Source organism: Intrasporangium zincisolvens (assembly GCF_034724055.1).
Classification (GTDB): Bacteria; Actinomycetota; Actinomycetes; order Actinomycetales; family Dermatophilaceae; genus Monashia; species Monashia zincisolvens.
Map to the genome: position 1 here is coordinate 225,239 of NZ_JAWIIL010000001.1, position 19,854 is coordinate 245,092.

At 71.2% G+C, this 19,854-nt stretch carries 21 protein-coding genes; 15 read left to right on the forward strand and 6 right to left on the reverse strand.

The window, feature by feature from the left end; genetic code table 11:
- Positions 1 to 67: 67 nt before the first annotated feature.
- Positions 68 to 1,033 carry an NAD(P)H-binding protein gene (locus RY076_RS01070; protein WP_323095507.1) on the forward strand — a complete coding sequence of 322 codons (966 nt, stop codon included), beginning with the start codon at positions 68 to 70 and terminating at the stop codon, positions 1,031 to 1,033.
- Positions 1,034 to 1,113: 80 nt separating this feature from the next.
- Here RY076_RS01070 and dnaA read toward each other — a convergent pair whose 3' ends face one another.
- Positions 1,114 to 2,880 (reverse strand): chromosomal replication initiator protein DnaA, encoded by a 1,767-nt coding sequence (gene dnaA / locus RY076_RS01075; protein WP_323095508.1) that lies wholly within the window; start codon positions 2,878 to 2,880, stop codon positions 1,114 to 1,116.
- 548 nt (positions 2,881 to 3,428) lie between these two features.
- On the opposite strand from dnaA, the gene rpmH reads away from it, so the two are divergent.
- The 9 genes from rpmH to RY076_RS01120 all read left to right on the forward strand — a co-directional run bounded on the left by rpmH (position 3,429) and on the right by RY076_RS01120 (position 11,129).
- Positions 3,429 to 3,566: a 50S ribosomal protein L34 gene (gene rpmH, locus RY076_RS01080; protein WP_010849920.1), complete on the forward strand. Its 138-nt coding sequence runs from the start codon at positions 3,429 to 3,431 to the stop codon at positions 3,564 to 3,566.
- Positions 3,567 to 3,584: 18 nt separating this feature from the next.
- Positions 3,585 to 3,935, forward strand: a complete 351-nt coding sequence (gene rnpA, locus RY076_RS01085) for a ribonuclease P protein component (RefSeq protein WP_323095516.1) — start codon at positions 3,585 to 3,587, stop codon at positions 3,933 to 3,935.
- Positions 3,932 to 4,339, forward strand: coding sequence for a membrane protein insertion efficiency factor YidD (gene yidD / locus RY076_RS01090; RefSeq protein ID WP_323095517.1), 408 nt, complete (start codon positions 3,932 to 3,934; stop codon positions 4,337 to 4,339). Before rnpA ends, yidD begins: the two co-directional genes overlap by 4 nt.
- Before the next feature lie 78 nt (positions 4,340 to 4,417).
- A complete protein-coding gene (gene yidC, locus RY076_RS01095) occupies positions 4,418 to 5,398 on the forward strand; it encodes a membrane protein insertase YidC (RefSeq protein ID WP_323095518.1) in 981 nt (326 codons plus the stop codon).
- Positions 5,399 to 5,497: 99 nt separating this feature from the next.
- The gene (locus tag RY076_RS01100) at positions 5,498 to 6,259 is read left to right on the forward strand and encodes a Jag family protein (RefSeq protein WP_323095519.1); all 762 of its coding nucleotides are present in this window, start codon (positions 5,498 to 5,500) and stop codon (positions 6,257 to 6,259) included.
- A gap of 78 nt (positions 6,260 to 6,337) precedes the next feature.
- Positions 6,338 to 7,138 (forward strand): 16S rRNA (guanine(527)-N(7))-methyltransferase RsmG, encoded by an 801-nt coding sequence (rsmG, locus tag RY076_RS01105; RefSeq protein ID WP_323095520.1) that lies wholly within the window; start codon positions 6,338 to 6,340, stop codon positions 7,136 to 7,138.
- A gap of 653 nt (positions 7,139 to 7,791) precedes the next feature.
- A complete protein-coding gene (locus RY076_RS01110) occupies positions 7,792 to 8,829 on the forward strand; it encodes a ParA family protein (RefSeq protein WP_323095522.1) in 1,038 nt (345 codons plus the stop codon).
- A gap of 266 nt (positions 8,830 to 9,095) precedes the next feature.
- Positions 9,096 to 9,515 carry a hypothetical protein gene (locus RY076_RS01115; protein WP_323095524.1) on the forward strand — a complete coding sequence of 140 codons (420 nt, stop codon included), beginning with the start codon at positions 9,096 to 9,098 and terminating at the stop codon, positions 9,513 to 9,515.
- A 534-nt stretch (positions 9,516 to 10,049) separates the two neighbouring features.
- Positions 10,050 to 11,129, forward strand: coding sequence for a ParB/RepB/Spo0J family partition protein (locus RY076_RS01120; RefSeq protein ID WP_323095525.1), 1,080 nt, complete (start codon positions 10,050 to 10,052; stop codon positions 11,127 to 11,129).
- A gap of 113 nt (positions 11,130 to 11,242) precedes the next feature.
- Here RY076_RS01120 and RY076_RS01125 read toward each other — a convergent pair whose 3' ends face one another.
- Positions 11,243 to 12,691 carry a hypothetical protein gene (locus tag RY076_RS01125; protein ID WP_323095527.1) on the reverse strand — a complete coding sequence of 483 codons (1,449 nt, stop codon included), beginning with the start codon at positions 12,689 to 12,691 and terminating at the stop codon, positions 11,243 to 11,245.
- A 136-nt stretch (positions 12,692 to 12,827) separates the two neighbouring features.
- Here RY076_RS01125 and RY076_RS01130 point away from each other — a divergent pair, with 136 nt between their 5' ends.
- Positions 12,828 to 13,688 (forward strand): Fpg/Nei family DNA glycosylase, encoded by an 861-nt coding sequence (locus tag RY076_RS01130; protein ID WP_323095529.1) that lies wholly within the window; start codon positions 12,828 to 12,830, stop codon positions 13,686 to 13,688.
- 43 nt (positions 13,689 to 13,731) lie between these two features.
- Here RY076_RS01130 and RY076_RS01135 read toward each other — a convergent pair whose 3' ends face one another.
- Both RY076_RS01135 and RY076_RS01140 read right to left on the reverse strand, forming a co-directional pair.
- Entirely contained in the window at positions 13,732 to 14,133 is a 402-nt protein-coding gene (locus tag RY076_RS01135; RefSeq protein ID WP_323095531.1) for a PNPOx family protein, read from the reverse strand.
- Between the two features lie 13 nt (positions 14,134 to 14,146).
- Complete coding sequence (locus RY076_RS01140; RefSeq protein ID WP_323095532.1) at positions 14,147 to 14,470, reverse strand: DUF1905 domain-containing protein; 324 nt, start codon at positions 14,468 to 14,470, stop codon at positions 14,147 to 14,149.
- A 64-nt stretch (positions 14,471 to 14,534) separates the two neighbouring features.
- Here RY076_RS01140 and RY076_RS01145 point away from each other — a divergent pair, with 64 nt between their 5' ends.
- The 3 genes from RY076_RS01145 to RY076_RS01155 all read left to right on the forward strand — a co-directional run bounded on the left by RY076_RS01145 (position 14,535) and on the right by RY076_RS01155 (position 16,715).
- A complete protein-coding gene (locus RY076_RS01145; protein ID WP_323095533.1) occupies positions 14,535 to 15,425 on the forward strand; it encodes a metallophosphoesterase family protein in 891 nt (296 codons plus the stop codon).
- 113 nt (positions 15,426 to 15,538) lie between these two features.
- A complete protein-coding gene (locus RY076_RS01150; RefSeq protein WP_323095535.1) occupies positions 15,539 to 15,823 on the forward strand; it encodes a DUF4287 domain-containing protein in 285 nt (94 codons plus the stop codon).
- Positions 15,824 to 15,887: 64 nt separating this feature from the next.
- Positions 15,888 to 16,715 carry an alpha/beta fold hydrolase gene (locus tag RY076_RS01155; protein WP_323095536.1) on the forward strand — a complete coding sequence of 276 codons (828 nt, stop codon included), beginning with the start codon at positions 15,888 to 15,890 and terminating at the stop codon, positions 16,713 to 16,715.
- Between the two features lie 63 nt (positions 16,716 to 16,778).
- On the opposite strand, the gene RY076_RS01160 is transcribed toward RY076_RS01155, so the two are convergent.
- The gene (locus RY076_RS01160; protein WP_323095537.1) at positions 16,779 to 17,795 is read right to left on the reverse strand and encodes a glutathione S-transferase family protein; all 1,017 of its coding nucleotides are present in this window, start codon (positions 17,793 to 17,795) and stop codon (positions 16,779 to 16,781) included.
- Between the two features lie 104 nt (positions 17,796 to 17,899).
- Here RY076_RS01160 and RY076_RS01165 point away from each other — a divergent pair, with 104 nt between their 5' ends.
- The gene (locus tag RY076_RS01165; RefSeq protein ID WP_323095539.1) at positions 17,900 to 18,577 is read left to right on the forward strand and encodes an N-acetyltransferase; all 678 of its coding nucleotides are present in this window, start codon (positions 17,900 to 17,902) and stop codon (positions 18,575 to 18,577) included.
- 4 nt (positions 18,578 to 18,581) lie between these two features.
- On the opposite strand, the gene RY076_RS01170 is transcribed toward RY076_RS01165, so the two are convergent.
- The gene (locus RY076_RS01170) at positions 18,582 to 19,799 is read right to left on the reverse strand and encodes an N-acetylmuramoyl-L-alanine amidase (protein WP_323095540.1); all 1,218 of its coding nucleotides are present in this window, start codon (positions 19,797 to 19,799) and stop codon (positions 18,582 to 18,584) included.
- Positions 19,800 to 19,854: the final 55 nt, after the last annotated feature.

Below are 19,854 nucleotides of genomic sequence, written 5' to 3' on the forward strand. Positions count from 1 at the left end.
CGTGAGCACTGCTCACATTCGCGGTGAGGTCACGACCCGCGACCCACGACCCCTTCCAGGAGCACCCATGTCCCACCACCTCGTCCTCGGCGCCGGCGGCGTCGGACGCACGACGACGGCCGCCCTCGTGGCCGCTGGCCACACCGTCACCCTCGCGTCGCGCTCGGGCCGCGTCACCGAGCGTCCGTGGCAGGACGCCCACCCCGAGGCCGTCGAGGTCGTCGCCGCCGACGCGGCCGACGCATCCCGGCTGACCGAGCTCGCCCGCGGCGCCGCCAGCATCGTCAACGCCGTCAACCCGCCCAGCTACACGACGTGGGACACCGACTGGCCGCCCGTCGCCGCGGCGACGCTGGCTGCCGCCGAGGCCACCGGCGCCGGCCTCGTCATCATCGGCAACCTCTACGGCTACGGCCGGGTGGAGGGCCCGATGAGGGAGGACGACCCGATGCGTCCCGCCGGCCACAAGGGCGCCCTGCGCGCCGACATGTGGACCGAGGCGCTGGCGCGGCACCGTGCGGGCCGGGTCCGGGTCACCGAGCTGCGGTCGAGCGACTACTTCGGCCCGGGCACGACGCCGCGCACGAGCTACCTCAACGACGTGGTCATCGACGCGCTCCTCGCCGGCCGGACGCCCCTGGTCCCCGCAGGGCGCCCCGACGTCCCGCACTCGTGGACGTACGTGCCCGACGTCGGTGCCCTGGCCGCCCGCGTCGCGACGAGCGATCCGAGCGCGGACGCGTGGGGCCGGGCCTGGCACGTGCCGACCTCGGCACCACGGACGTTCGCCGAGGCCGCTCGCGACGTCGCCCGGCTCGCGGGGGTCACGGCGCGCACGGTCCGGGTGCTGCCGCGGCCGCTGGGCACCGCGGCCGGGCTCGTCGTGCCGTTCATGCGTGAGCTGCGCGAGACGCGTCACCAGTTCGAGCGGCCGTTCGTACTCGACACGACCCTGACCGAGCACACCTTCGGGCTCGCGCCGACGCCGTGGGACGACGCGCTCGAGGCCACCATCGCGTCCCGACGCCCCTGACTCGTCGGGGAGGTACGCGTCAGCGCACCGACGCGTCAGCGCACGGACACATCGCGCACGGACGCGTCGGCCAGCGTGTGTCAGTGGGACTGCTGGCGGATCCGGTTCGTCAGCTCGGTGACCTGGTTGTAGATGGCGCGCCGCTCGCCCATGAGCTCGCGGATCTTGCGGTCGGCGTGCATGACCGTCGTGTGGTCGCGGCCGCCGAAGTGCTGCCCGATCTTCGGCAGCGACAGGTCGGTCATCTCGCGGCACAGGTACATGGCGATCTGCCGGGCCGTGACGAGCTGGCGCGACCGGCTCGAGCCGCAGAGGTCCTCGAGCGTCACCGCGTAGTACGCGGCGGTGACCGCCATGATCGTCGCCGCCGTCACCTGGTTCGGCGTCTCGTTCGGCAGGACGTCCTTGAGCACGATCTCGGCGAGCGGGAGGTCGACCGGCTGGCGGTTGAGGTTGCTGAAGGCCGTGACGCGGATCAGGGCGCCCTCGAGCTCGCGGATGTTCGTGCTGAAGTTCGTCGCGATGTACTCGAGGACGTCGTCCGGCACCTTCATCCGGTCCTGGATCGCCTTCTTGCGCAGGATCGCGATGCGGGTCTCGAGGTCGGGCGGCTGGACGTCGGTGAGCAGTCCCGACTCGAAGCGGGTGCGCATCCGGTCCTCGAAGCCGGACAGCTCTCGCGGGGGCAGGTCGCTGGTGATGACGATCTGCTTGTTCGCGTTGTGCAGCGTGTTGAAGGTGTGGAAGAACTCCTCCTGGGTCTGCAGCTTGCCCTGGAGGAACTGGATGTCGTCGATGAGCAGCACGTCGACGCTGCGGTAGCGGGCCTGGAACGCGCTCGCCTTGTCGTCGCGGATGCTGTTGATGAAGTCGTTGGTGAACTCCTCGGAGTTCACGTACCGCACCCGCACGCCGGGGAACATCGTGCGGGCGTAGTGCCCGATGGCGTGCAGCAGGTGGGTCTTGCCGAGACCGGACTCCCCGTAGACGAAGAGCGGGTTGTAGGCCTTGGCCGGCGCCTCGGCCACGGCGACGGCGGCCGCATGGGCGAAGCGGTTGCTCGCGCCGATGACGAAGGTGTCGAAGGTGTACTTCGGGTTCAGACGCGTGTCGCCGACGACCGGGGGCTCCGGCCGCTGCTGGCGCAGCGGGCCACTCTCGCCACCTGCGCGCAACGGGTCGATGCCGCCGTGGTTCGGGGCCGGGTAGGCCTGCGGACGCGGCTCGTCGAGGTCGGCGCCGTCGAGTGCGGGCGCGCTCTCGGCGAGGTCACGCAGCGGGTTGGGGTTCGCCGCCGCCGGGTGCACCTGCGAGTACGGGCTGCCGAGCGGCGGCTGTGCCGGGACGGTGTGCCCGTTCGAGCCCGCGTGCGCGGCCGCCCCTCCAGGCATCGCCTGACCGGAGGAACCGGTGCCGTGGTTGATCCCGTGGTGGGGCAGCTGTCCCATCTGGCCCTGCTGGCCCTGGTGCCCTTGGTGCCCCTGGTTCCCCGGTGTCGAGGCGAAGGGGTTGGACGGACGCGCGCCGTCCGACAGCGCAGGCTGGCCGGTGGGCTCGTCGCTGATCATGCCGAGGTCGGTCTCGAGGGTCTCGTCGACGGAGACGGCGAGCTGCACCGGGTGACCCAGCTGCGCGCTGAGCGCCGCATGCACCTGCTCGCGCATGCGCGTCTCGAGGAAGTCCTTGGTGAAGTTGTTCGGCACGCGCACGAGCGCCACCTGGTCGAGGACACCGATCAGCCGGCAGAGCCGCACGAACGCGCGCTCGCGGTTGGTCAGGCCGACCGAGTCGAGTGTGCGGAGCGTCTCCTGCCAGATCTGTGCGTAGTCGACGCCTGCCTCGGCCACCTGGTCCCACCTACCCCTGAGTCAAGTCTCGGGCCCGTCGGTCGGGCACGTTCCGGTACTACCCGGGGCGGCTCCCAAGCCGCGCTTCCGGGCTGGACGGCCCTCCGCCGTCCGCTGTCCGGGTGAACGATGCCTTGTTGTCCACATGTTTGTCCACAGCCTGTGCATGGGTGGACCAGGACCGTAAGCACCGAAACCTACAACTCGAGGGCTCCGCTGACAATCGTCAGGTGCACGGATTCGGCCAACTCACGGCGTGTCGGCTTGAATCCGTTCCGGAACGCCCGAGGATCGGTCGGTTCGGCACGAGGCAGGCGTTGCCGCTCCCTCGGTTTGACCCTCGTTCCGACGCTCCCGTATCGTTGACCGAGCGTGTCTGCGACCTCTTTCGCATGCCCATGGCGCTCCGCGCCGCGCCCGGTCCTCCGGGTCGACGCCGAAGCACCACGGGCTTGCCGATTGCGGTCGCCGAGACCACGCCCTGCCCCACCACCACGGGAGCGCGGGTCGACGAGAGTCGCCCGGCCCCGCGACCAATGGAGAACCTCGTGAGCAAGCGCACCTTCCAGCCGAACAACCGTCGCCGCGCCAAGACGCACGGCTTCCGCCTGCGCATGCGCACCCGCGCGGGTCGCGCCATCCTCGCCGCCCGCCGTCGCAAGGGCCGCGCCGAGCTCTCGGCCTGAGCCGCCGTAGGTCTCGGCGTGCTGCCGGCACGTCACCGTCTGCGTGAGAGCGCAGACTTCGCGTCGGCAGTCCGCGGGCCTGGCGCCAGCAGAGCGGGCGGGCGACTCGTCGTCGTGCATGCCAACCGGACCGATGCGCGTGCGGAGCTTCCGCCGCGCGTCGGTTTTGTTGTGTCCAAGGCCGTTGGGAACGCCGTGGTGCGCAACCGCACCAAGCGTCGGCTCCGGGCCAGCATGGCCGGTCACCTCGACCGCGTCGCCGTCGGCTGGGACCTCGTCGTCCGCGCGAACCCCGCCGCGGCGCAGGCGTCCTGGGTCGAGCTCGATGCCGCTCTCGGGCGGCAGCTCGAGAAGGTGACCTGCCGGTGAGCGTCACGGTCAACCAGGTGCTCGCGGCCCCGCTCGTGCTCGCGGTCCGCATCTACCAGCGCTTCATCTCCCCGCTCACGCCGCCGAGCTGCCGCTTCTACCCGAGCTGCTCGTCCTACGCGGTCACCGCGCTCATGCGCTTCGGCCCACTGCGTGGCGGATGGCTGGCCGCGCGGCGGATCGGCCGGTGCCACCCGTGGAACCCGGGTGGCGTCGACGACGTTCCGCTCACGTGGGCCGCCCGCAACGACGTCCGTCCCGAGGACTTCCGCCCGAGGGACGCCGAAGCGGGGGCTGACGCGGCCGCCGGGCCCGACGTCGCACCGGGCGTCACGCCGCACCCCGACCCGGCGCCCGGCACCGCGAGGCGGCACCGGCACCACCACGGAGCACCCACCACCTGACCACGCGGCATATCGTTGCCGACCAGTGGTGACCGGACCGAAGGCATGGCCGGCTCACCGGACGACAGAGGACACACGTTGAGCGAGTTCTTCAACACCCTGCTCTACCCGATCAAGCTGGGTGAGGCATGGGTCATGTACGCCTGGCACTGGCTGTTCGACGCGATCGGTCTCAAGGGTGACCTCGCCGGCTGGGCCTGGGCCTTCTCGATCGTCGGTCTGACCGTCGTCGTGCGGCTCCTGCTCATCCCGCTGTTCGTGCGCCAGATCCACTCCTCGCGGCGGATGCAGCTCATCCAGCCGGAGATGCAGAAGATCCAGAAGAAGTACAAGGGCAAGCGCGACCCGGAGAGCCAGAAGGCGCAGCAGGCGGAGATCATGGATCTCTACCGCCGCACGGGGACCAACCCGTTCAGCAGCTGCCTGCCGATCCTCATCCAGAGCCCGTTCTTCTTCGCGCTGTTCCAGCTGCTCAACAACCTCAAGGCCCAGGCCGAGGGCAAGCAGCCCGGCATCGGCCCGATCACCAACGAGGTCGCCCGCGCCATCGAGAGCTCGACGATCTTCGGCGCGAGGCTGTCGGACTCCTTCGTCTCGAGCGACCAGCTCAGCGTCAAGATCCTCACCGCGGTGCTCATCGTGCTCATGTCGGCGACGACGTTCACGACGCAGTACCAGCTGATGCGCAAGAACATGCCGTCGGCGGCGCTCGACAACCCCTTCGCGAAGCAGCAGAAGGTGCTGCTCTACCTGATGCCGATCTTCTTCGCGATCTCCGGCATCAACTTCCCGATCGGTGTCCTCATCTACTGGCTCACGACGAACCTCTGGACGATGGGGCAGCAGTTCTACGTCATCCGGAACATGCCCGCGCCGGGGTCCGAGGCCGAGGCCAACCGCCGCAAGCGGCTCGAGCGCAAGGGCAAGACGTTCGAGGAGCTGACCGTGCCCGGGCTCGACGGCGCCGAGGCCGCCGAGGACGCCCCGAAGGCCGGCCAGCGCCAGCAGCCGAAGAGCAAGAAGCGCGCCAAGACGACCGCGCCGAAGAACCGCCGCTGAGGCGTCCATCCACACGCTTGTCCATACCTGCTGAGCCCCTGACCTGCGACGACGTGAGTTGTCCACAGGTCCGAGGCCGGTGAACGAAGGAGCATCCCCATGAGCGACACCCAGGCGACCGGCGACGTGGCCGTCGACACCTCCGCTGACAACGCTGACGCCACGACGGCGTCGACGACCGCCGCAAGCGAGGCGACCGACGCTGCCAGCACCACCGACGCGGCAGCCGAGAACACCGCCGCCGTGACCGAGCCGGCCGAGCCCGCGGCCGACGCGGCCGACGCCGCCGAGGCCGAGGACGCCGAGGACGCCGAGGCCGAGGACGCCGAGGACGCCGAGGCCGAGGACGCCGAGGACGCCGTCGCAGCGGAGAAGGCGGACAAGCCGTCGCGTGTGCGCCAGCTCGAGCGCGAGGGTGAGGTCGCGGCCGACTTCCTCGAGACGCTCCTCGATATCGCGGACCTGGACGGGGACATCGACGTCGACGTCGACGGTGACCGCGCCGCCGTCGCGATCGTCGACTCCGAGGACGGCCGCGTGCCGCGCCGTCTCGTCGGACAGGGTGGGAAGGTCCTCGAGGCCCTCCAGGAGCTGACCCGCCTCGCGGTCCAGGCCGAGACCGGTGAGCGCAGCCGCCTCATGCTCGACATCGCCGGCCACCGGGCCGAGCGCCGCTCCACCCTCGTCGACCTCGCCAAGACGGCGATCGAGCACGTCAAGACCTCGGGCGAGAAGTCGTCGCTCGAGCCGATGTCGGCCTTCGAGCGCAAGGTCGTGCACGACGAGGTCGCGGCCGCCGGTCTCGTGTCCGAGTCCGAGGGCGTCGAGCCGAACCGCCACGTCGTCATCCTGCCGGCCTGAGCGCCGGCACGTTTCACGTGAAACGGGGCGGTCCGTCACCGACGGCCGCCGCTGACGACGTAGGACAAGGAGCATGGCGTGGCTGACGAGGAGCGTGGGTCGAGCGGGCCCCCGGTCGTCCCGGCCACCCCCGACCTCGCCGCGGCGGTGTTCGGGGAGCGCCTCCCGCTCGCAGAGGAGTTCGTCGCGGTGCTCGCGGACACGGGCATCAGCCACGGGCTCATCGGTCCGCGTGAGGCGCCTCGTCTCTGGGACCGGCACGTGCTCAACTGCGCCGTCGTGCACACCGCCATCCCCGTGGCTCAGGACGGCCAGCAGGTCGTCGATGTCGGCTCCGGCGCCGGCCTGCCGGGCCTGGCCATCGCCATCGCCCGGCCGGACCTCCACGTGCACCTGGTCGAGCCGCTCGCGCGCAGGACTGGCTGGCTCTCAGGTGCGATCGCGCAGCTCGGACTCGAGAACGTCACCGTGCACACCGCCCGCGCCGAGGCGCTGTGGGACGCCGTGCACGCACCGTGGGTCACGGCTCGCGCCGTGTCCGGGATCGTCCAGCTCGCCGAGTGGACCCTGCCCCTGCTGGCGCCGCACGGGACCGTGCTCGCGCTCAAGGGGTCTCGCGCCCAGGACGAGCTCGAGGAGCACCGCACCGCCCTGACGCGTCTCGGTGTCGTGGATGCATCGGTCGAGGAGTACGGCGCTGACGTCCTCGCCGACCCGACGATCGTCCTTCGCCTGACGATCGGGGAGGGGGTGGACCGTCGCCGGTTCCGCTCCCGCGCTCCCAGCAGCGCAGGATCCGCGCGCCGGCGTGCGGATCGGCCGCGTGGTTCGCGGCGCACCGGCCCGGCGTCCGGCAGACGTCGGCCGCATCAGACATGATCGTGTCGAGACCTTTCCGGCGGTGGATGCGGCGACGGGCTGCCCGTTCCGCGTCACCGCCACCCGCGATCCCCGGAGGTGCACTCCCCGTGACGATGTCGACGAACCTGGGGTGGCCCAGCGAACCCGAACCGTCGCCGGAGCACCGCCGTCTGGGCTGGCTCGCCCGCATGCTCGGCGGTGTTTCACGTGAAACAGGGCCGACGCCGGGGGAGCGTGGTGCGACCGAAACCCCACCCGCGCCGGGTGGCGAGGCTCCCGAGGCCGCAGTCGTCGATGCAACCCTCGTCGCGGACTCCGGTACGTCGACAGAGGGTCCCCAGAAGGACGGCCCGCTGGACGGGACCGGTGACACGACAGGAGATCAGCGCTCCACGACCGCCGGTCAGCCTGGACGCCGCGACCTGGACCGCGCCGAGCCGGGTGCGGTGGAGGCGCTGGCCGACGCAGGCGGGGGTGCGGCCGAGAACGTGGATCACGGGGAGAGCGAGCACCAGCCCAGCGGCCCCGCCCCGGAGGTGCTGGCCTCCGATCCGGCTCCGGTCGACGAGGACACGGACAGCCAGGACGACCTGACGGATGAGGCGGACGACGACGACCGCGAGGCGGTCTCCGGGCCCGACGACAACACAGATGATGAGGAAGAACGACCTGTGGACAACACGGTGGACGACGCGCCCGAGATCACGCTCTCCACGCAGGAATCGGGGGTGTCGGCGGCTGGGGACAACGCTGTGGACGACGAGGCCCGCCGCCGCGCGTACGCCGACGGGCACGCCGACCGCGAGGCGATCGTCGCGGCCCTGCCGAAGGCCGACGACGACACCCCGCTGGCTCGTGAGCTCGCCGAGAACGCCCGTCGCCGCATCCAGCTGACCGGGCGGCCCTTCCCCAAGCCGGCCGCCCCCCGCGTCCTGACCGTCGCGAACCAGAAGGGTGGCGTCGGCAAGACCACGACCACGGTCAACGTCGCCGCGGCGCTGGCGCAGTCGGGACTGACGGTCCTCGTCATCGACCTCGACCCGCAGGGCAACGCGAGCACCGCCCTGGGCATCGACCACCATGCCGAGGTGCCCTCGATCTACGACGTTCTCGTCGACGGCACGCCGCTGCTCGACGTCGTCCAGCCGTGCACCACGGTCGACAGCCTCTTCTGTGCGCCGGCCACCATCGACCTCGCCGGCGCCGAGATCGAGCTCGTCTCGCTCGTGGCCCGTGAGACCCGGCTGCAGAAGGCGATCGCTGCGGCGGCGGAGGCCGGCCACAGCTACGACTACATCCTCATCGACTGCCCACCGAGCCTCGGCCTGCTGACGGTCAACGCGATGGTCGCGGCGAGCGAGGTCTTCATCCCCATCCAGTGCGAGTACTACGCGCTGGAGGGCCTGTCGCAGCTGCTGAAGAACATCGAGCTGGTCCGTGCCCACCTCAACCCGCCGCTGCACGTCTCGACGATCCTGCTGACGATGTACGACGGTCGAACCCGTCTCTCGGCGCAGGTGGCCGAGGAGGTGCGCGAGCACTTCCCGAAGGAGGTCCTCCGGACGACGGTCCCGCGTTCGGTCCGGATCTCCGAGGCCCCGAGCTTCGGGGAGACGGTCATGACGTACGACTCGACGAGCAGCGGCGCCCTGGCCTATCTCGAGGCGGCCGGCGAGATGGCCGATCGGGGAGCCGCCGGGGCGGCCTGACCGCCCCTCGCCTGCCTGCGAAGACGGCGCCGTCCCTGAAGGGGCGGCGCCGTTTCACGTGAAACGGATGGGTGGCAAGCCCCCAAGGTGGAGACAGGTTCGGCACGTCCTCTCGGTTTCACGTGAAACGACGGCCTCAGCTAGTCGCCCGTTGCCCCTGACGTACACCCTCAGCGACCCGCCTCGCGCGAGCCCGCACGGGCTCTCACAGCATCTCGCGATGACGGTGCTCGGATGGCACGCCGTGGTTCGGGCATGATCTGACGATGCGCCACCTGACCGAACGACAGGCAGAGGCCGCGCTGGTCCGTGGCGCCGGCGTCGAGCAGATGCTCACGGTCGACCTCGATGGCGGGACCGTCGAGTGGCTCTTCGCTGCTCGGGGCCGTGGCGACTTCGAGCTCACCCGGTTCGCCGTCGTCGACGAGGGCGGTGACGGCCTGGCCGACGTCAATGAGTTCCGCCCTGTCGACGCGGACGAGTACCCGGGGGAGGGCGTCGTCATCGCCCGCTTCCCCGGAGCGCGGGAGCTGCTCGAGGGTGCGGCGGCTGAGGGCGCTCGTGCTGATCGGTGGGTCAACCACGGCGTCATCCAGGACGAGTACAGGGAGCTCGGAAGCACCAGGTGGGGAGGTCCCGGAGGGGGCGCCCTGACACCGAGAGGTGCTGTCGCCGCAGCGGTCTGACCTCGTGTGTCGCTGCATCGACGCGAGTGCACTCCTCGGCCGGGCCACCACCTGAGCGACCGGGGACGAGGGAGACCCTCCGGTGCACGAGTCAGCGTGATGGGTCAGCGTGATGGGTCAGCGTGATGGGTCAGGGTGGTGGGGGCCAGGCGACCCGAGAGGGTGCCAGCGTCCAGCGGATGCGTCACCTCCCCGGGCTCTCGGGAGATGAACGTGGTCGGTAGGACCGGCGGCCACACGCACCGCATGGTCACATCGGGACGCGTCTGCCCTCGAACGGGTCGCGGTTTCACGTGAAACAGCCACTCACCCATGCAGGTGAATTCCGGCACCTCGCGCCCCGGGCCCGCAGGTTTCACGTGAAACGTGGTTCCCGAGTCGTCGCAACGTGCTCAGGCCGGTCCTGCGGCGCCGGCGTTTCACGTGAAACGCGCACCACCGCCCCCAGGGCTGCCTGCGCGGATCACCGGTGGCGACCACCTAGACTGAGCGCCGGACGCGAGGGTCGCGCCCGACATGGTCAGAGGATGTTGAATGGCGGAGAAGCGTCGCGCACTGGGTCGGGGTCTCGGAGCGCTCATCCCCAGCGCACCCAGCGGGGGAGCGGGCCGACCGGTCGACGTCTTCTTCCCGGAGCAGAAGCGGGTGGAGGACGGGGGCGGCGTCGCCCTCGCCACCGAGGAGTCGCCTGAGGCTGGCGCCGCATCGGTCGACGCCGCCGACGCCATGCCCGTCGCACCGCAGACCGGCGCCACCGCGTCCGGTCCCGAGCTCGCCGTCGTGCCGGGTGCGGAGTTCGCCGAGCTCGACATCGACTCGATCCGGCCCAACCCGCGCCAGCCGCGCACGGTCTTCGACGAGGACCACATGGGCGAGCTCGTCCACTCGATCCGCGAGATCGGCGTGCTGCAGCCCATCGTCGTGCGTCGCATCCCGGAGGACCAGCTCGGCGAGGCCGAGGGCAAGCGCTTCGAGCTCATCATGGGTGAGCGTCGGTGGCGAGCGTCGCAGCAGGCCGAGCAGGCCACGATCCCGGCGATCATCAAGGACACGAGCGACGACGACCTCCTGCGCGACGCGCTCCTGGAGAACCTGCACCGCAGCCAGCTCAACCCGCTCGAGGAGGCGGCCGCCTACCAGCAGCTTCTCGACGACTTCGGGTGCTCGCACGAGGAGCTCGCGACGCGCATCGGCCGGTCGCGTCCGCAGATCTCGAACACGCTGCGCCTGCTCAAGCTGCCTCCGCTCGTCCAGCGTCGTGTCGCGGCGGGCGTGCTGAGCGCCGGCCACGCGCGGGCGCTGCTCGGCCTGCCCGATGGCGCCTCCATGGAGCGGATGGCCCAGCGCATCGTCGCGGAGGGTCTGTCGGTGCGCACGGTGGAGGAGCTCGTCGCGCTCGGTGAGGGTGGTCAGGCCCCGAAGCCGCGTCGTCCGCGAGCGGGCTCGCGCCACCCGCAGCTCGAGGAGTACACGTCGGGGCTCGCCGACCACCTCGAGACGCGCGTCGCGATCGCCCTCGGCCAGCGCAAGGGCAAGATCACGGTCGAGTTCGCCTCGATCGAGGACCTGCGCCGGATCATGGGCCTCATGGGCGTCGACGGCCAGGCTCGCTGACCACCAGGCTGGAGATACCCGCGCGACAGGGCCGCTTGTCCGGCTACGTGCTCTGGCGAGCAGCCGCTTCGCCACGTTTCACGTGAAACACGCGGCTTCAGTCGTCAGCGGAGTCAGAGCCAGGACGCCGGCTTCGGCACGATGACGCCGATGGCGCCGTTGATCGGCACCACCGGGCCGGCCGCGCTCTGAGCCTTCAGCTCGCTGCACTGCGCCGTGGAGCACCAGTGCGTGACGATGCCGCCGTACTCGTAGAGCATCATCTGGATCGTGCCGGCCGTGATGCCGCCCACGGCGGTCTTGCGTTGGACGGGGTCCTGGTAGAGCACGACGTCGCGGACGCCCGTGCGCTGCTGCGCAGCCACGGCCGCGTCGACGATGGCGGCATACTCGCGGCGCGTCTGCTGATGAGCCGCGACGTCGGAGCGCCACTGGACGAGCCCGATGACCGACAGGGCCACGAGGGCCCCGACGCCGACCCACCGGGCCCAGGCGTCGCTCGCGAGGAGCAGCCCGGCGGGGACGACGGCCAGCAGCCAGCCCCAGAGGAGGCCACGCGGGTTCGTCGTGACACCGGTGAGGACGGTCTGGGCCCCGCCCAGGGCGAAGACCACGGCGAGGCCGGTGAGGACGCGCAGCCACGGGCCTCGCGTCCGGCGGTCGAGGAGTGCGGCGACGCCAAGCACCCCGACTGCGACGAGGGTGACCCACCCCAGGGCCTTGGCGAGAGATCGCATGTCCCCGGCGTACCGGCGCGCGTTGACGACGAGGTCGTGCAGGCTGTGCGCCGTGTTGGGGTGGCGCCAGGCGGCGATCCGGATCCCGAAGTGGCGGAAGGCGATCCAGTTCAAGAGGTAGATGGCCAGGATGCCGAGGCCGTAGCCGACGACGAAGACGACGCAGACACCGAGCGTCGTGCGCCACGAACGATCCCTCAGGAGGACGAGTGCCGCCACGAGAACGACAGGCGCCATCGGCGGGTAGGTCAGCACGCACAGCACCGTGGCCAGCCCCATCCAGACGCCGAGGCGGACGCGGGTCGTCGAGGCGCGGGGCAGGGACCACACGGCAAGGGCAGCCACGATGACCGACGGGGTCAGCGTGGCCGGCCAGTAGACGAGCCGCTCCCACAACGGCGAGGCGAACACGGCCAGGGTCAGCAACCCGGTGGCGAGCCGGCCACGGACCGTGAAGAGCCGCACGAACCCGACGACGAAGAAGCCGTAGGCCAGGGCGTAGAGCACGGAAGCCACGAGGGGCGTCTCGTGCTGGCCCACGACCAGCCACCACGCATAGTTGAGCCAGCGGCCCTCCGTGAGGTTCTTGCGCCAGACGTCGGACCCGCCGGGGGCGTGCGCCGGCAGCATGTACGGCCAGTCGTCGCGGCGGATGAACGGCGTGACCACCTGCGCTACGTAGCCGCTGGCCAGCACGCCGAGAACGACGGCGAACACCGGCACCCACACGGGTGCTCGGCCGTCCGTGACCACGTGGGTCCCGGCATCGGGGTGCTCGATGGTGTCGCCGCGCAGCTGCCCAGCACGCACGGAGTCAGTCGCCATGTGCTCTCCTTCTCGGAAGTCGCCGGCGACTGCTGTTCCCCCGCGGGCAACGATACGGTAGCCACGGGCGAGCGGCGAGCCGCCGTCCACGGGCCGTCGATGGACTGACGGATCGACCGATGCACGGAGGAGAGCAGTGCCCGAGGGCCACACGATCCATGCCCTGGCAGCTCGGCTCGAGCGGGCGTTCTCCGGACGCGTCGTGGCGGCGTCGAGCCCGCAGGGACGGTTCGCTGCCGATGCCGCGCGGCTCGACGGCCACGAGCTGCACGGCGCCCGGGCGCACGGCAAGCACCTCTTCGTCGACATCGGCCCGACGACGCTCCGCGTGCACCTCGGGCTCATCGGCAGCTTCCCGGTGAGACCGGCTCCTGGTGGAGTCGTGCCGGCCCCGCTGCCGACCGTGCGGCTGCGGCTCGAGACCGACTCCCACTACGCGGACCTCCGCGGCCCGATGACATGCACCCTCGTCGACGCGGAGCGTGAGCATGAGATCGTCGGCACCCTGGGCCCGGATCCGCTGCGCAGGCGTCAGCGACCGGAGCGCGCCCGGCTTCGAATCGGCAAGAGCCGCAAAGGAATCGGCGAACTCCTCATGGATCAGTCCGTGGTCGCCGGCGTCGGGAACGTGTACCGCTGCGAGGTGCTGCACCGTCAGGCCGTCGACCCGCTCACCGCCGGTCGGGACCTGTCGCCCGAGGCGTGGACGGCTCTGTGGGACGACCTGGTGCTGCTCATGCCGCTCGGCGCGACGTTCTCGCAGATCCTGACCGTCCCCGACCAGGTCGAGGCCGCGCGGCGGCTCCGTCGCAGCGGACGCGCGCGGGCCGTCACCGAGTCGCTGACGGGGGAGCGCCTCGGCGACCACTTCGAGCGTCGGTTCCTCGTGTACAAGCGCACTGGCCTGTCCTGCCCGCGGTGCGCTGCCACCGTGCAGGACCGCACCGTCGCCGGGCGGACGCTCTACTGGTGCCCCGCCTGTCAGGTGCGCCGCTGAGGTAGCCCACGGCCTCGTGCCAGCCCCTGCGAGGTACACGGGTTCACCACTCGCTGAAGCGAACTCGCGCTCGCACAGGGATCTCGACGAACTCGTGGCAGCCGAGCACCGGCAGCATCGCCCGTGGTGGCTGGGGCATGCGTCGCAGTCCCTCCGCCTCGTCGAGGAAGACGGGGGTGCCGAGCGTCAGCAGGTCGTCGCGCAGGTGCATCCGGCCGCCGTGGGCGGCGCGGAGGTTGGCCAGCCAGTCGACGCCACGGCCGTAGGTGAGGGCCACCGTGACGTGGTCGCCGCCGTCGAACGCCATGATCGGGACGCGGAAGACGCGCCCGGATCGACGCCCGACGTGCTCGAGCTCGACGAACCAGCCGTGCCCGGCCAGGTGCACCATCGCCTTGTTCAGCACATCGCGGTTCATCGTGGTGACGGCTCGGGGCAGCGGCACGCTCTCGGTCTCCTCAGTCGGTGACGCCGTCGGTGACGAGGTCGAGGCGCACCCGCACGACGTCGCCGAGGTCGATGTCCTCGGCCGTGCGCACGTGCGCCTTGATCGGGACGACGAAGCCGCCGTCCTTGGGGAACAATGACGTCCGGAACTCGGTGCGGCCGAGCCGGCCGTGGACGGGCAGGCATCCCCAGCCGTAGCTAGCGAAGGACCACGAGGCCACCTCGTCGAGCGCCGGCTCGGGGACGACGACGAAGTGGTACGGCGAGGGCCCGCGCCAGTAGACGACCTCACCTGTGAAGTCGACGCGGAAGAGCCCTGAGACGATGCGTGCCACGACACCCAGCATCCAACGCATCGACCCCCGATCACAACGAGGCGCACGGTCGTAGATTGACGTCATGGTCTTCACGGGGAGCCGACCGGCGCCGACGCACGTCCTCGCCCACCTGTCCGACATGCACCTCATCGCGGGAGACGGGCTGCTCCAGGGGCACATCGACACGGTCAGCCAGCTGCGCAAGGCGCTGGAGAAGGTCGAGGCGTCGGGCGAACGGTTCGACGCGATCGTGCTGTCCGGAGACCTCACCGACAGCGCGCAGACGGAGGCGTACGCGCGGCTCCGCGAGCTGGTCGAGCCGGTGGCCGAGCGGCTCGGCGCCGCGGTCGTCGTGACCGGAGGCAACCACGACGAGCGGCGCCCCCTCGCCCAGGGGTGGTTCGGCCGGGACACGGACGCGCCGCAGGACACCGTGACGGTCGTGGCCGGGTTGCGGATCGTCGCGATCGACTCGGCCCTGCCGGGCTTCCACCACGGGGGATTCTCCGAGAGCCAGTACGCCTGGCTCGCCGACGTGCTCGCGACGCCGGCCGAGCACGGGACCGTGCTCGTCATGCACCACCCGCCCATCACCTACCGGTCGCCGGTCATGCAGCTGCTCGACTTCGACGACCCCGCTCGGCTGCGCCGCACGCTCGAGGGCACCGACGTGCGGGCGATCCTCAGCGGTCATCTCCACGTCACCAGCTTCGGCACCCTCGGGTCCGTACCGGTGTTCGTCGCGGGCGGTGTGTCGTACGTCGACGACGTCGGTGCACCGCGCGAGCTGCTCATGGGGGTCGACGGCCCGCAGTCGTGGAACCTCGTCGAGGTGCACGGCGACCACGTCGTGGCGACCGTCGCCCCGGTGGAGCAGCACCCGACGTGGCCGAGCCTCAGCGACGCCGTCGTCGACTACATGGCCACGGTGCCCGAGGGGGACCGGCGCACCGTCTTCTCGACGAAACGCTGACCTTTCGACAATCGAAATGTCGAGGTGGGTCGACGGTGATCGACATGGGGGTGAGGGCAACCGGGGCGACCCGGACCACCAGCACCCGCCACCGCGCTGACAAGGAGCACGACATGTCGTTCCAGGCCTACCTCGACGCGATCGAGAAGAAGACCGGCCGCACCCCGCAGGAGCTGCTCGAGGAGGCAGCCGCGAAGGGGTACGGCCCCGACACCAAGGCCGCGGTCGTCGTCGAATGGCTCGCCGCAGACCACGGACTGGGTCGAGGCCACGCCATGGCCCTGTTCCACGTCGTCAAGAACGGCGCGACGATCAGTGACACGCACGTCGGCACGACCGGCACCCACCGCGACGCCTCGACGCAGCTGCACCTCGACGGCATCGCCCACCGCTCGTAGGGCGCGTGAGGTGCTTGCACGCGAAAATGACCACCAGACAATGACTTTCGACAGGAGACCGATGATGAGCACCACCCCGACCACACCAACCACGGTCCGGACCGCGCAGTCCGCCGACGGCACGACGATCGCCTACGAGGCCTACGGCAGCGGCCCCGTCGCGGCGATCGTCGGCGGCGCGTTCTGCGACCGCGGTGCATTTCGGGACCTGGCCCAGGCACTCGGTGAGCTCGGCTTCACCGGCGTCACCTACGACCGACGCGGCAGGGGAGACAGCGGTGACACGGCGCCCTACGCCGTGGCGCGTGAGGTCGAGGACATCACCGCCGTCATCGATGCCGCGGGCGAATCCGGTTCTGCCGCCTACGCTTTCGGCATCTCATCCGGGGGCGCTCTCGTCATCGAGGCGGCCGCCGGTGGCGCACCGCTGACGAAGGCCGCGGCCATGGAGGTGCCCTACCGCACCGCTGCCTGGCCGCCGCCGCCCGCCGACTACATCGAGCGCCTCGAGGCGTTCGAGGCGGCCGGCGACCGCGAGGGCATCCTGCGGTTCTTCAACCGCGAGGCGGTCGGGATGCCGGACGAGATGGTCGACGGGCTCAAGGGAAGCCCGATGTGGGAGCCCATGCTGTCGATGACCTACACGGTGAAGTACGACGGGTTCTGCCTCGGCGGCGACGAGCAGGACATCCCCACGGAAACCTTTGCCCGCGTGACGATCCCGTTCCTGTCCGTGTGCAGTAGTGGGACCCGGATGCCGTGGCTCCACGACGCCGCACAGGTCGTCGCCGACGCGCTGCCGGACGGCACGGCCGTTGAGCTGCCGGGGGAGTTCCACCAGGTGCCGGCATCGACGCTCGCGCCGGCTCTCGCCGAGTTCTTCACGGGCTGAGCGAATCCCGAAGATCCATGGGTGGGCTCCTCTGTCAGGCAGAAGAACCCACCCATGCGATCTTCAGAGCAGTGCCAGCACCGGGTTGTGCTCGGGTCGCACGGGTTCACGCACGGGCCCCGGCGGCGTGCCGTCCCCGAACGGTGCGCCACCGAGCGACTCGCGCCCGTGCGGCTCGGCCCAGCCCTCCAGCGCCGGGCCGAGCGGCACGATCCCCGTGGGGTTCACGTCGCGGTGCACGACGTAGTAGTGCCGCTTGATGTGCGCGAAGTCGACGGTGTCTCCGAACCCGGGCGTCTGGAACAGGTCGCGGGCGTAGGCCCACAGGACGGGCATCTCGGCGAGCTTGTTGCGGTTGCACTTGAAGTGCCCGTGGTACACCGGGTCGAACCGCACGAGCGTCGTGAAGAGGCGCACGTCGGCCTCGGTCACGTGGTCGCCGACGAGGTAGCGGCGCGTGGACAGGCGCTCCTCGAGCAGGTCGAGGTGCTGCCACAGCCGGCGGTAGGCCTTGTCGTAGGCCTCCTGGGTGCCGGCGAAGCCGCAGCGGTACACGCCGTTGTTGACGTGCCGGTAGATGGGCTCGCTCACCGCCTCGATCTCGTCGGCCAGCGCCTCGGGGTAGAGGTCCGGCGCTCCCTCGCGGTGGAGGTCGCGCCACTGCGTCTCGAGGTCGACGGTGATCTGCTTGAAGTCGTTCGTCACGACCTGACCGGTCGGCACGTCGACGATCGCGGGCACCGTGATGCCGCGGGAGTACTCGGGATCACGGCCGAGGTAGGCGTCCTGGATGCGCGGGATCCTCAGCACCGGGTCGAGGCCACCAGGGTCGAGGTCGAAGGTCCAGCTGCGGCTGTCGTGGGTCGGCCCGCAGATCCCCATCGACAGCGCGTCCTCGAGCCCGAGGAGCCGGCGCACGATGATCGCGCGGTTGGCCCACGGGCACGCACGCGACACGACGAGCCGGTACCGGCCGGCCTCCACCGGCCAGCCGTCGCGCGCGTCGCGCGTGATGCGCGTCGTGAGGTAGTTCGTGTCGCGCTTGAAGCTCTTCTCGACGTACGTGCCGGGTTCGCTCATGCACCTCACCCTAGGTGTGTCGACACGTGGCACCGCGGCGTCGGTGACGCACCGCCAGCGCGTCCGGCGGGCACGACGCGACGGGGTCGGGTCAGAATGGGGCCATGCCCGGAACGAGGACGCGTGAGCTGCGCCCGCTCACGCCCGAGCGCGTCGGGGACCTCGTCGGTCCGTGCGCGCCGTGCACGTTCTGGCAGACCGTCCCCCACAACGGGCACGGGCGGCCGGCCGACTCCCTCGAGCTCCTCGCGGGCTGGGTCGAGCAGGTCACCGCCGACTGGGGGCCTCCCGGGCGCGTCGCCTACGTCGACGGCCATGCAGTCGGGCACGTCATCGTGGCCCCGGCCCGGCACGTGCCCCGTCTCGCCGCCTTCCCGACCTCGCCCTCCGACCCGGCGACGCTCATGCTCGTCACCGCGATGACGGTCGATCCCCGGCGCGCGCTCGACGGTGTCGCCCGCGGCGGGAAGGGGCTGCGCAAGACGCTCGTGCAGGCGGCGGCGAAGGAGGCCCTCAACCACCGGGTGCGCTCCCTCGACGTCGTCGCGGCGCGACCCCTGGCCGTGCACCGGCACGCCTGCGTGCTCGAGGCGCACCTGCTCGAGGAGGCCGGCTTCCGCGTCGAGCGGGACCACCCGACCTACCCCCGGCTGCGCATCGACCTGCGCACCCTGGTGACGATCCGCGACGAGGCGGCCGAGGCGGTGCGCCGAGCGCTCGCCAAGGTGCCCGGGGTGCGCCCGGTGCCCGAGACGCACCCGAACGGCTCGAGCCACGCCTGACGCGTCAGGTGCCGGTGCGCGGAGGTGAGGTCGCCGACCCGACCTGCTGGCGACGCATCGCCTCGAGGTGGCGGCGCAGGTCGTCGAGGCGCAGGACGCCGGTACGGGTCGTGTCGGCCTCGCCGAAGTACATCCGCTGGAGCGCGACGACGACCGCCTCGGCGATGGCGTCGAGCGTGCGCGCGTCGGTCAGGGCCGTCGCGTCGCCCTCGTTGTTGAGGTAGCCGAAGTCGAGGCGCACGGCGGGCATCCGGGTGCGGCGCAGCAGCGACCACGTGCGGGCGTGGGTGCGGCAGTCGGTGAGACCGGTGCGGGCCACGATCTCGCGCAGCAGGAGGTCGGCGAAGTGCTCACCGGTGGTCGACCAGCCGGCGCCGTCGGCGTGCCCGTAGAAGAACGTGGCGACGCCGTGCGCCGAGCCGGTGGCGCTGTGGTCCGCGTGCAGCGACAGGACGAGGTCGGCGTCGCAGGAGTTGGCGAAGGCGGCGCGCTCCTCGTCGGTGCCGGCGTCGGTGGCCGCCGTGCGGGTGAACACGACGCTGACACCGTGCGCCGAGAGCCGACCCTCGATGCGCCGCGCGAGGTCGAGGGCCACCTGCGCCTCGACAAGACCGTGGCCGGTGGCGCCACCGTCGCGGCCGCCGTGACCCGGGTCGAGCACGATGGTGCGCCCGCCCAGGGAGAACCCGCTGCGGCGGATGTGCTCGCGCTCGCGCAGGGCGTTCGCGGAACCGCCGACGACCGAACGGCGCAGGCCGGCGAAGGCGCGCATCGTCTCGGGGCCGACCACCCCGTCGGGCACGAGCCCGACCGCGGCCTGGAAGGCTCGCACGGCGGCGTCGGTGTCGGGGCCGTGAAGGCCGTCGACCTTGCCGGCGGTGAACCCGAGCTCGCCGAGCCGGGCCTGCAGCGCCACGACGTCGTCGCCCTCGAGGAAGTGTTCGGGCAGGTAGCGCAGGACGCGGTCGCCGAGGGCCCAGCGGGCACCGTCGAGCGCCGCGAACGTCGAGAGCCCGACGACGCCGTCGACGAGCAGGCCGCGCCGCTGCTGGAAGGACTTGACCGCCTTCTCGACGCTCTCGTCGTAGATCGGGTCGCCGAACCGGTCGACGTGGCCGGCGCCCCCGGGCAGGTCACCGGTGACGACGAGCCGCTCGCACACGGCGGCGACGGCGGGACCGGAGTCACCGCGTCGGAGCACGACGGACGGGAGAGGGGTCATGACGGCTCCTTCCGGTGGAGGAGGCCCGAGCACGGGACGCTGAGGGAACGCGGGC

Excerpts from the sequence above, each read along its gene's own strand:
- RY076_RS01070 (WP_323095507.1), top strand. The coding sequence starts at position 68 with ATGTCCCACCACCTCGTCCTCGGCGCCGGCGGCGTCGGACGCACGACG.
- RY076_RS01100 (WP_323095519.1), top strand. The coding sequence starts at position 5,498 with ATGAGCGACACCCAGGCGACCGGCGACGTGGCCGTCGACACCTCCGCT.
- RY076_RS01115 (WP_323095524.1), top strand. The coding sequence starts at position 9,096 with ATGCGCCACCTGACCGAACGACAGGCAGAGGCCGCGCTGGTCCGTGGC.
- RY076_RS01120 (WP_323095525.1), top strand. The coding sequence starts at position 10,050 with ATGGCGGAGAAGCGTCGCGCACTGGGTCGGGGTCTCGGAGCGCTCATC.
- RY076_RS01125 (WP_323095527.1), bottom strand. The coding sequence starts at position 12,691 with ATGGCGACTGACTCCGTGCGTGCTGGGCAGCTGCGCGGCGACACCATC.
- RY076_RS01145 (WP_323095533.1), top strand. The coding sequence starts at position 14,535 with ATGGTCTTCACGGGGAGCCGACCGGCGCCGACGCACGTCCTCGCCCAC.
- RY076_RS01150 (WP_323095535.1), top strand. The coding sequence starts at position 15,539 with ATGTCGTTCCAGGCCTACCTCGACGCGATCGAGAAGAAGACCGGCCGC.
- RY076_RS01155 (WP_323095536.1), top strand. The coding sequence starts at position 15,888 with ATGAGCACCACCCCGACCACACCAACCACGGTCCGGACCGCGCAGTCC.
- RY076_RS01160 (WP_323095537.1), bottom strand. The coding sequence starts at position 17,795 with ATGAGCGAACCCGGCACGTACGTCGAGAAGAGCTTCAAGCGCGACACG.
- RY076_RS01165 (WP_323095539.1), top strand. The coding sequence starts at position 17,900 with ATGCCCGGAACGAGGACGCGTGAGCTGCGCCCGCTCACGCCCGAGCGC.
- RY076_RS01170 (WP_323095540.1), bottom strand. The coding sequence starts at position 19,799 with ATGACCCCTCTCCCGTCCGTCGTGCTCCGACGCGGTGACTCCGGTCCC.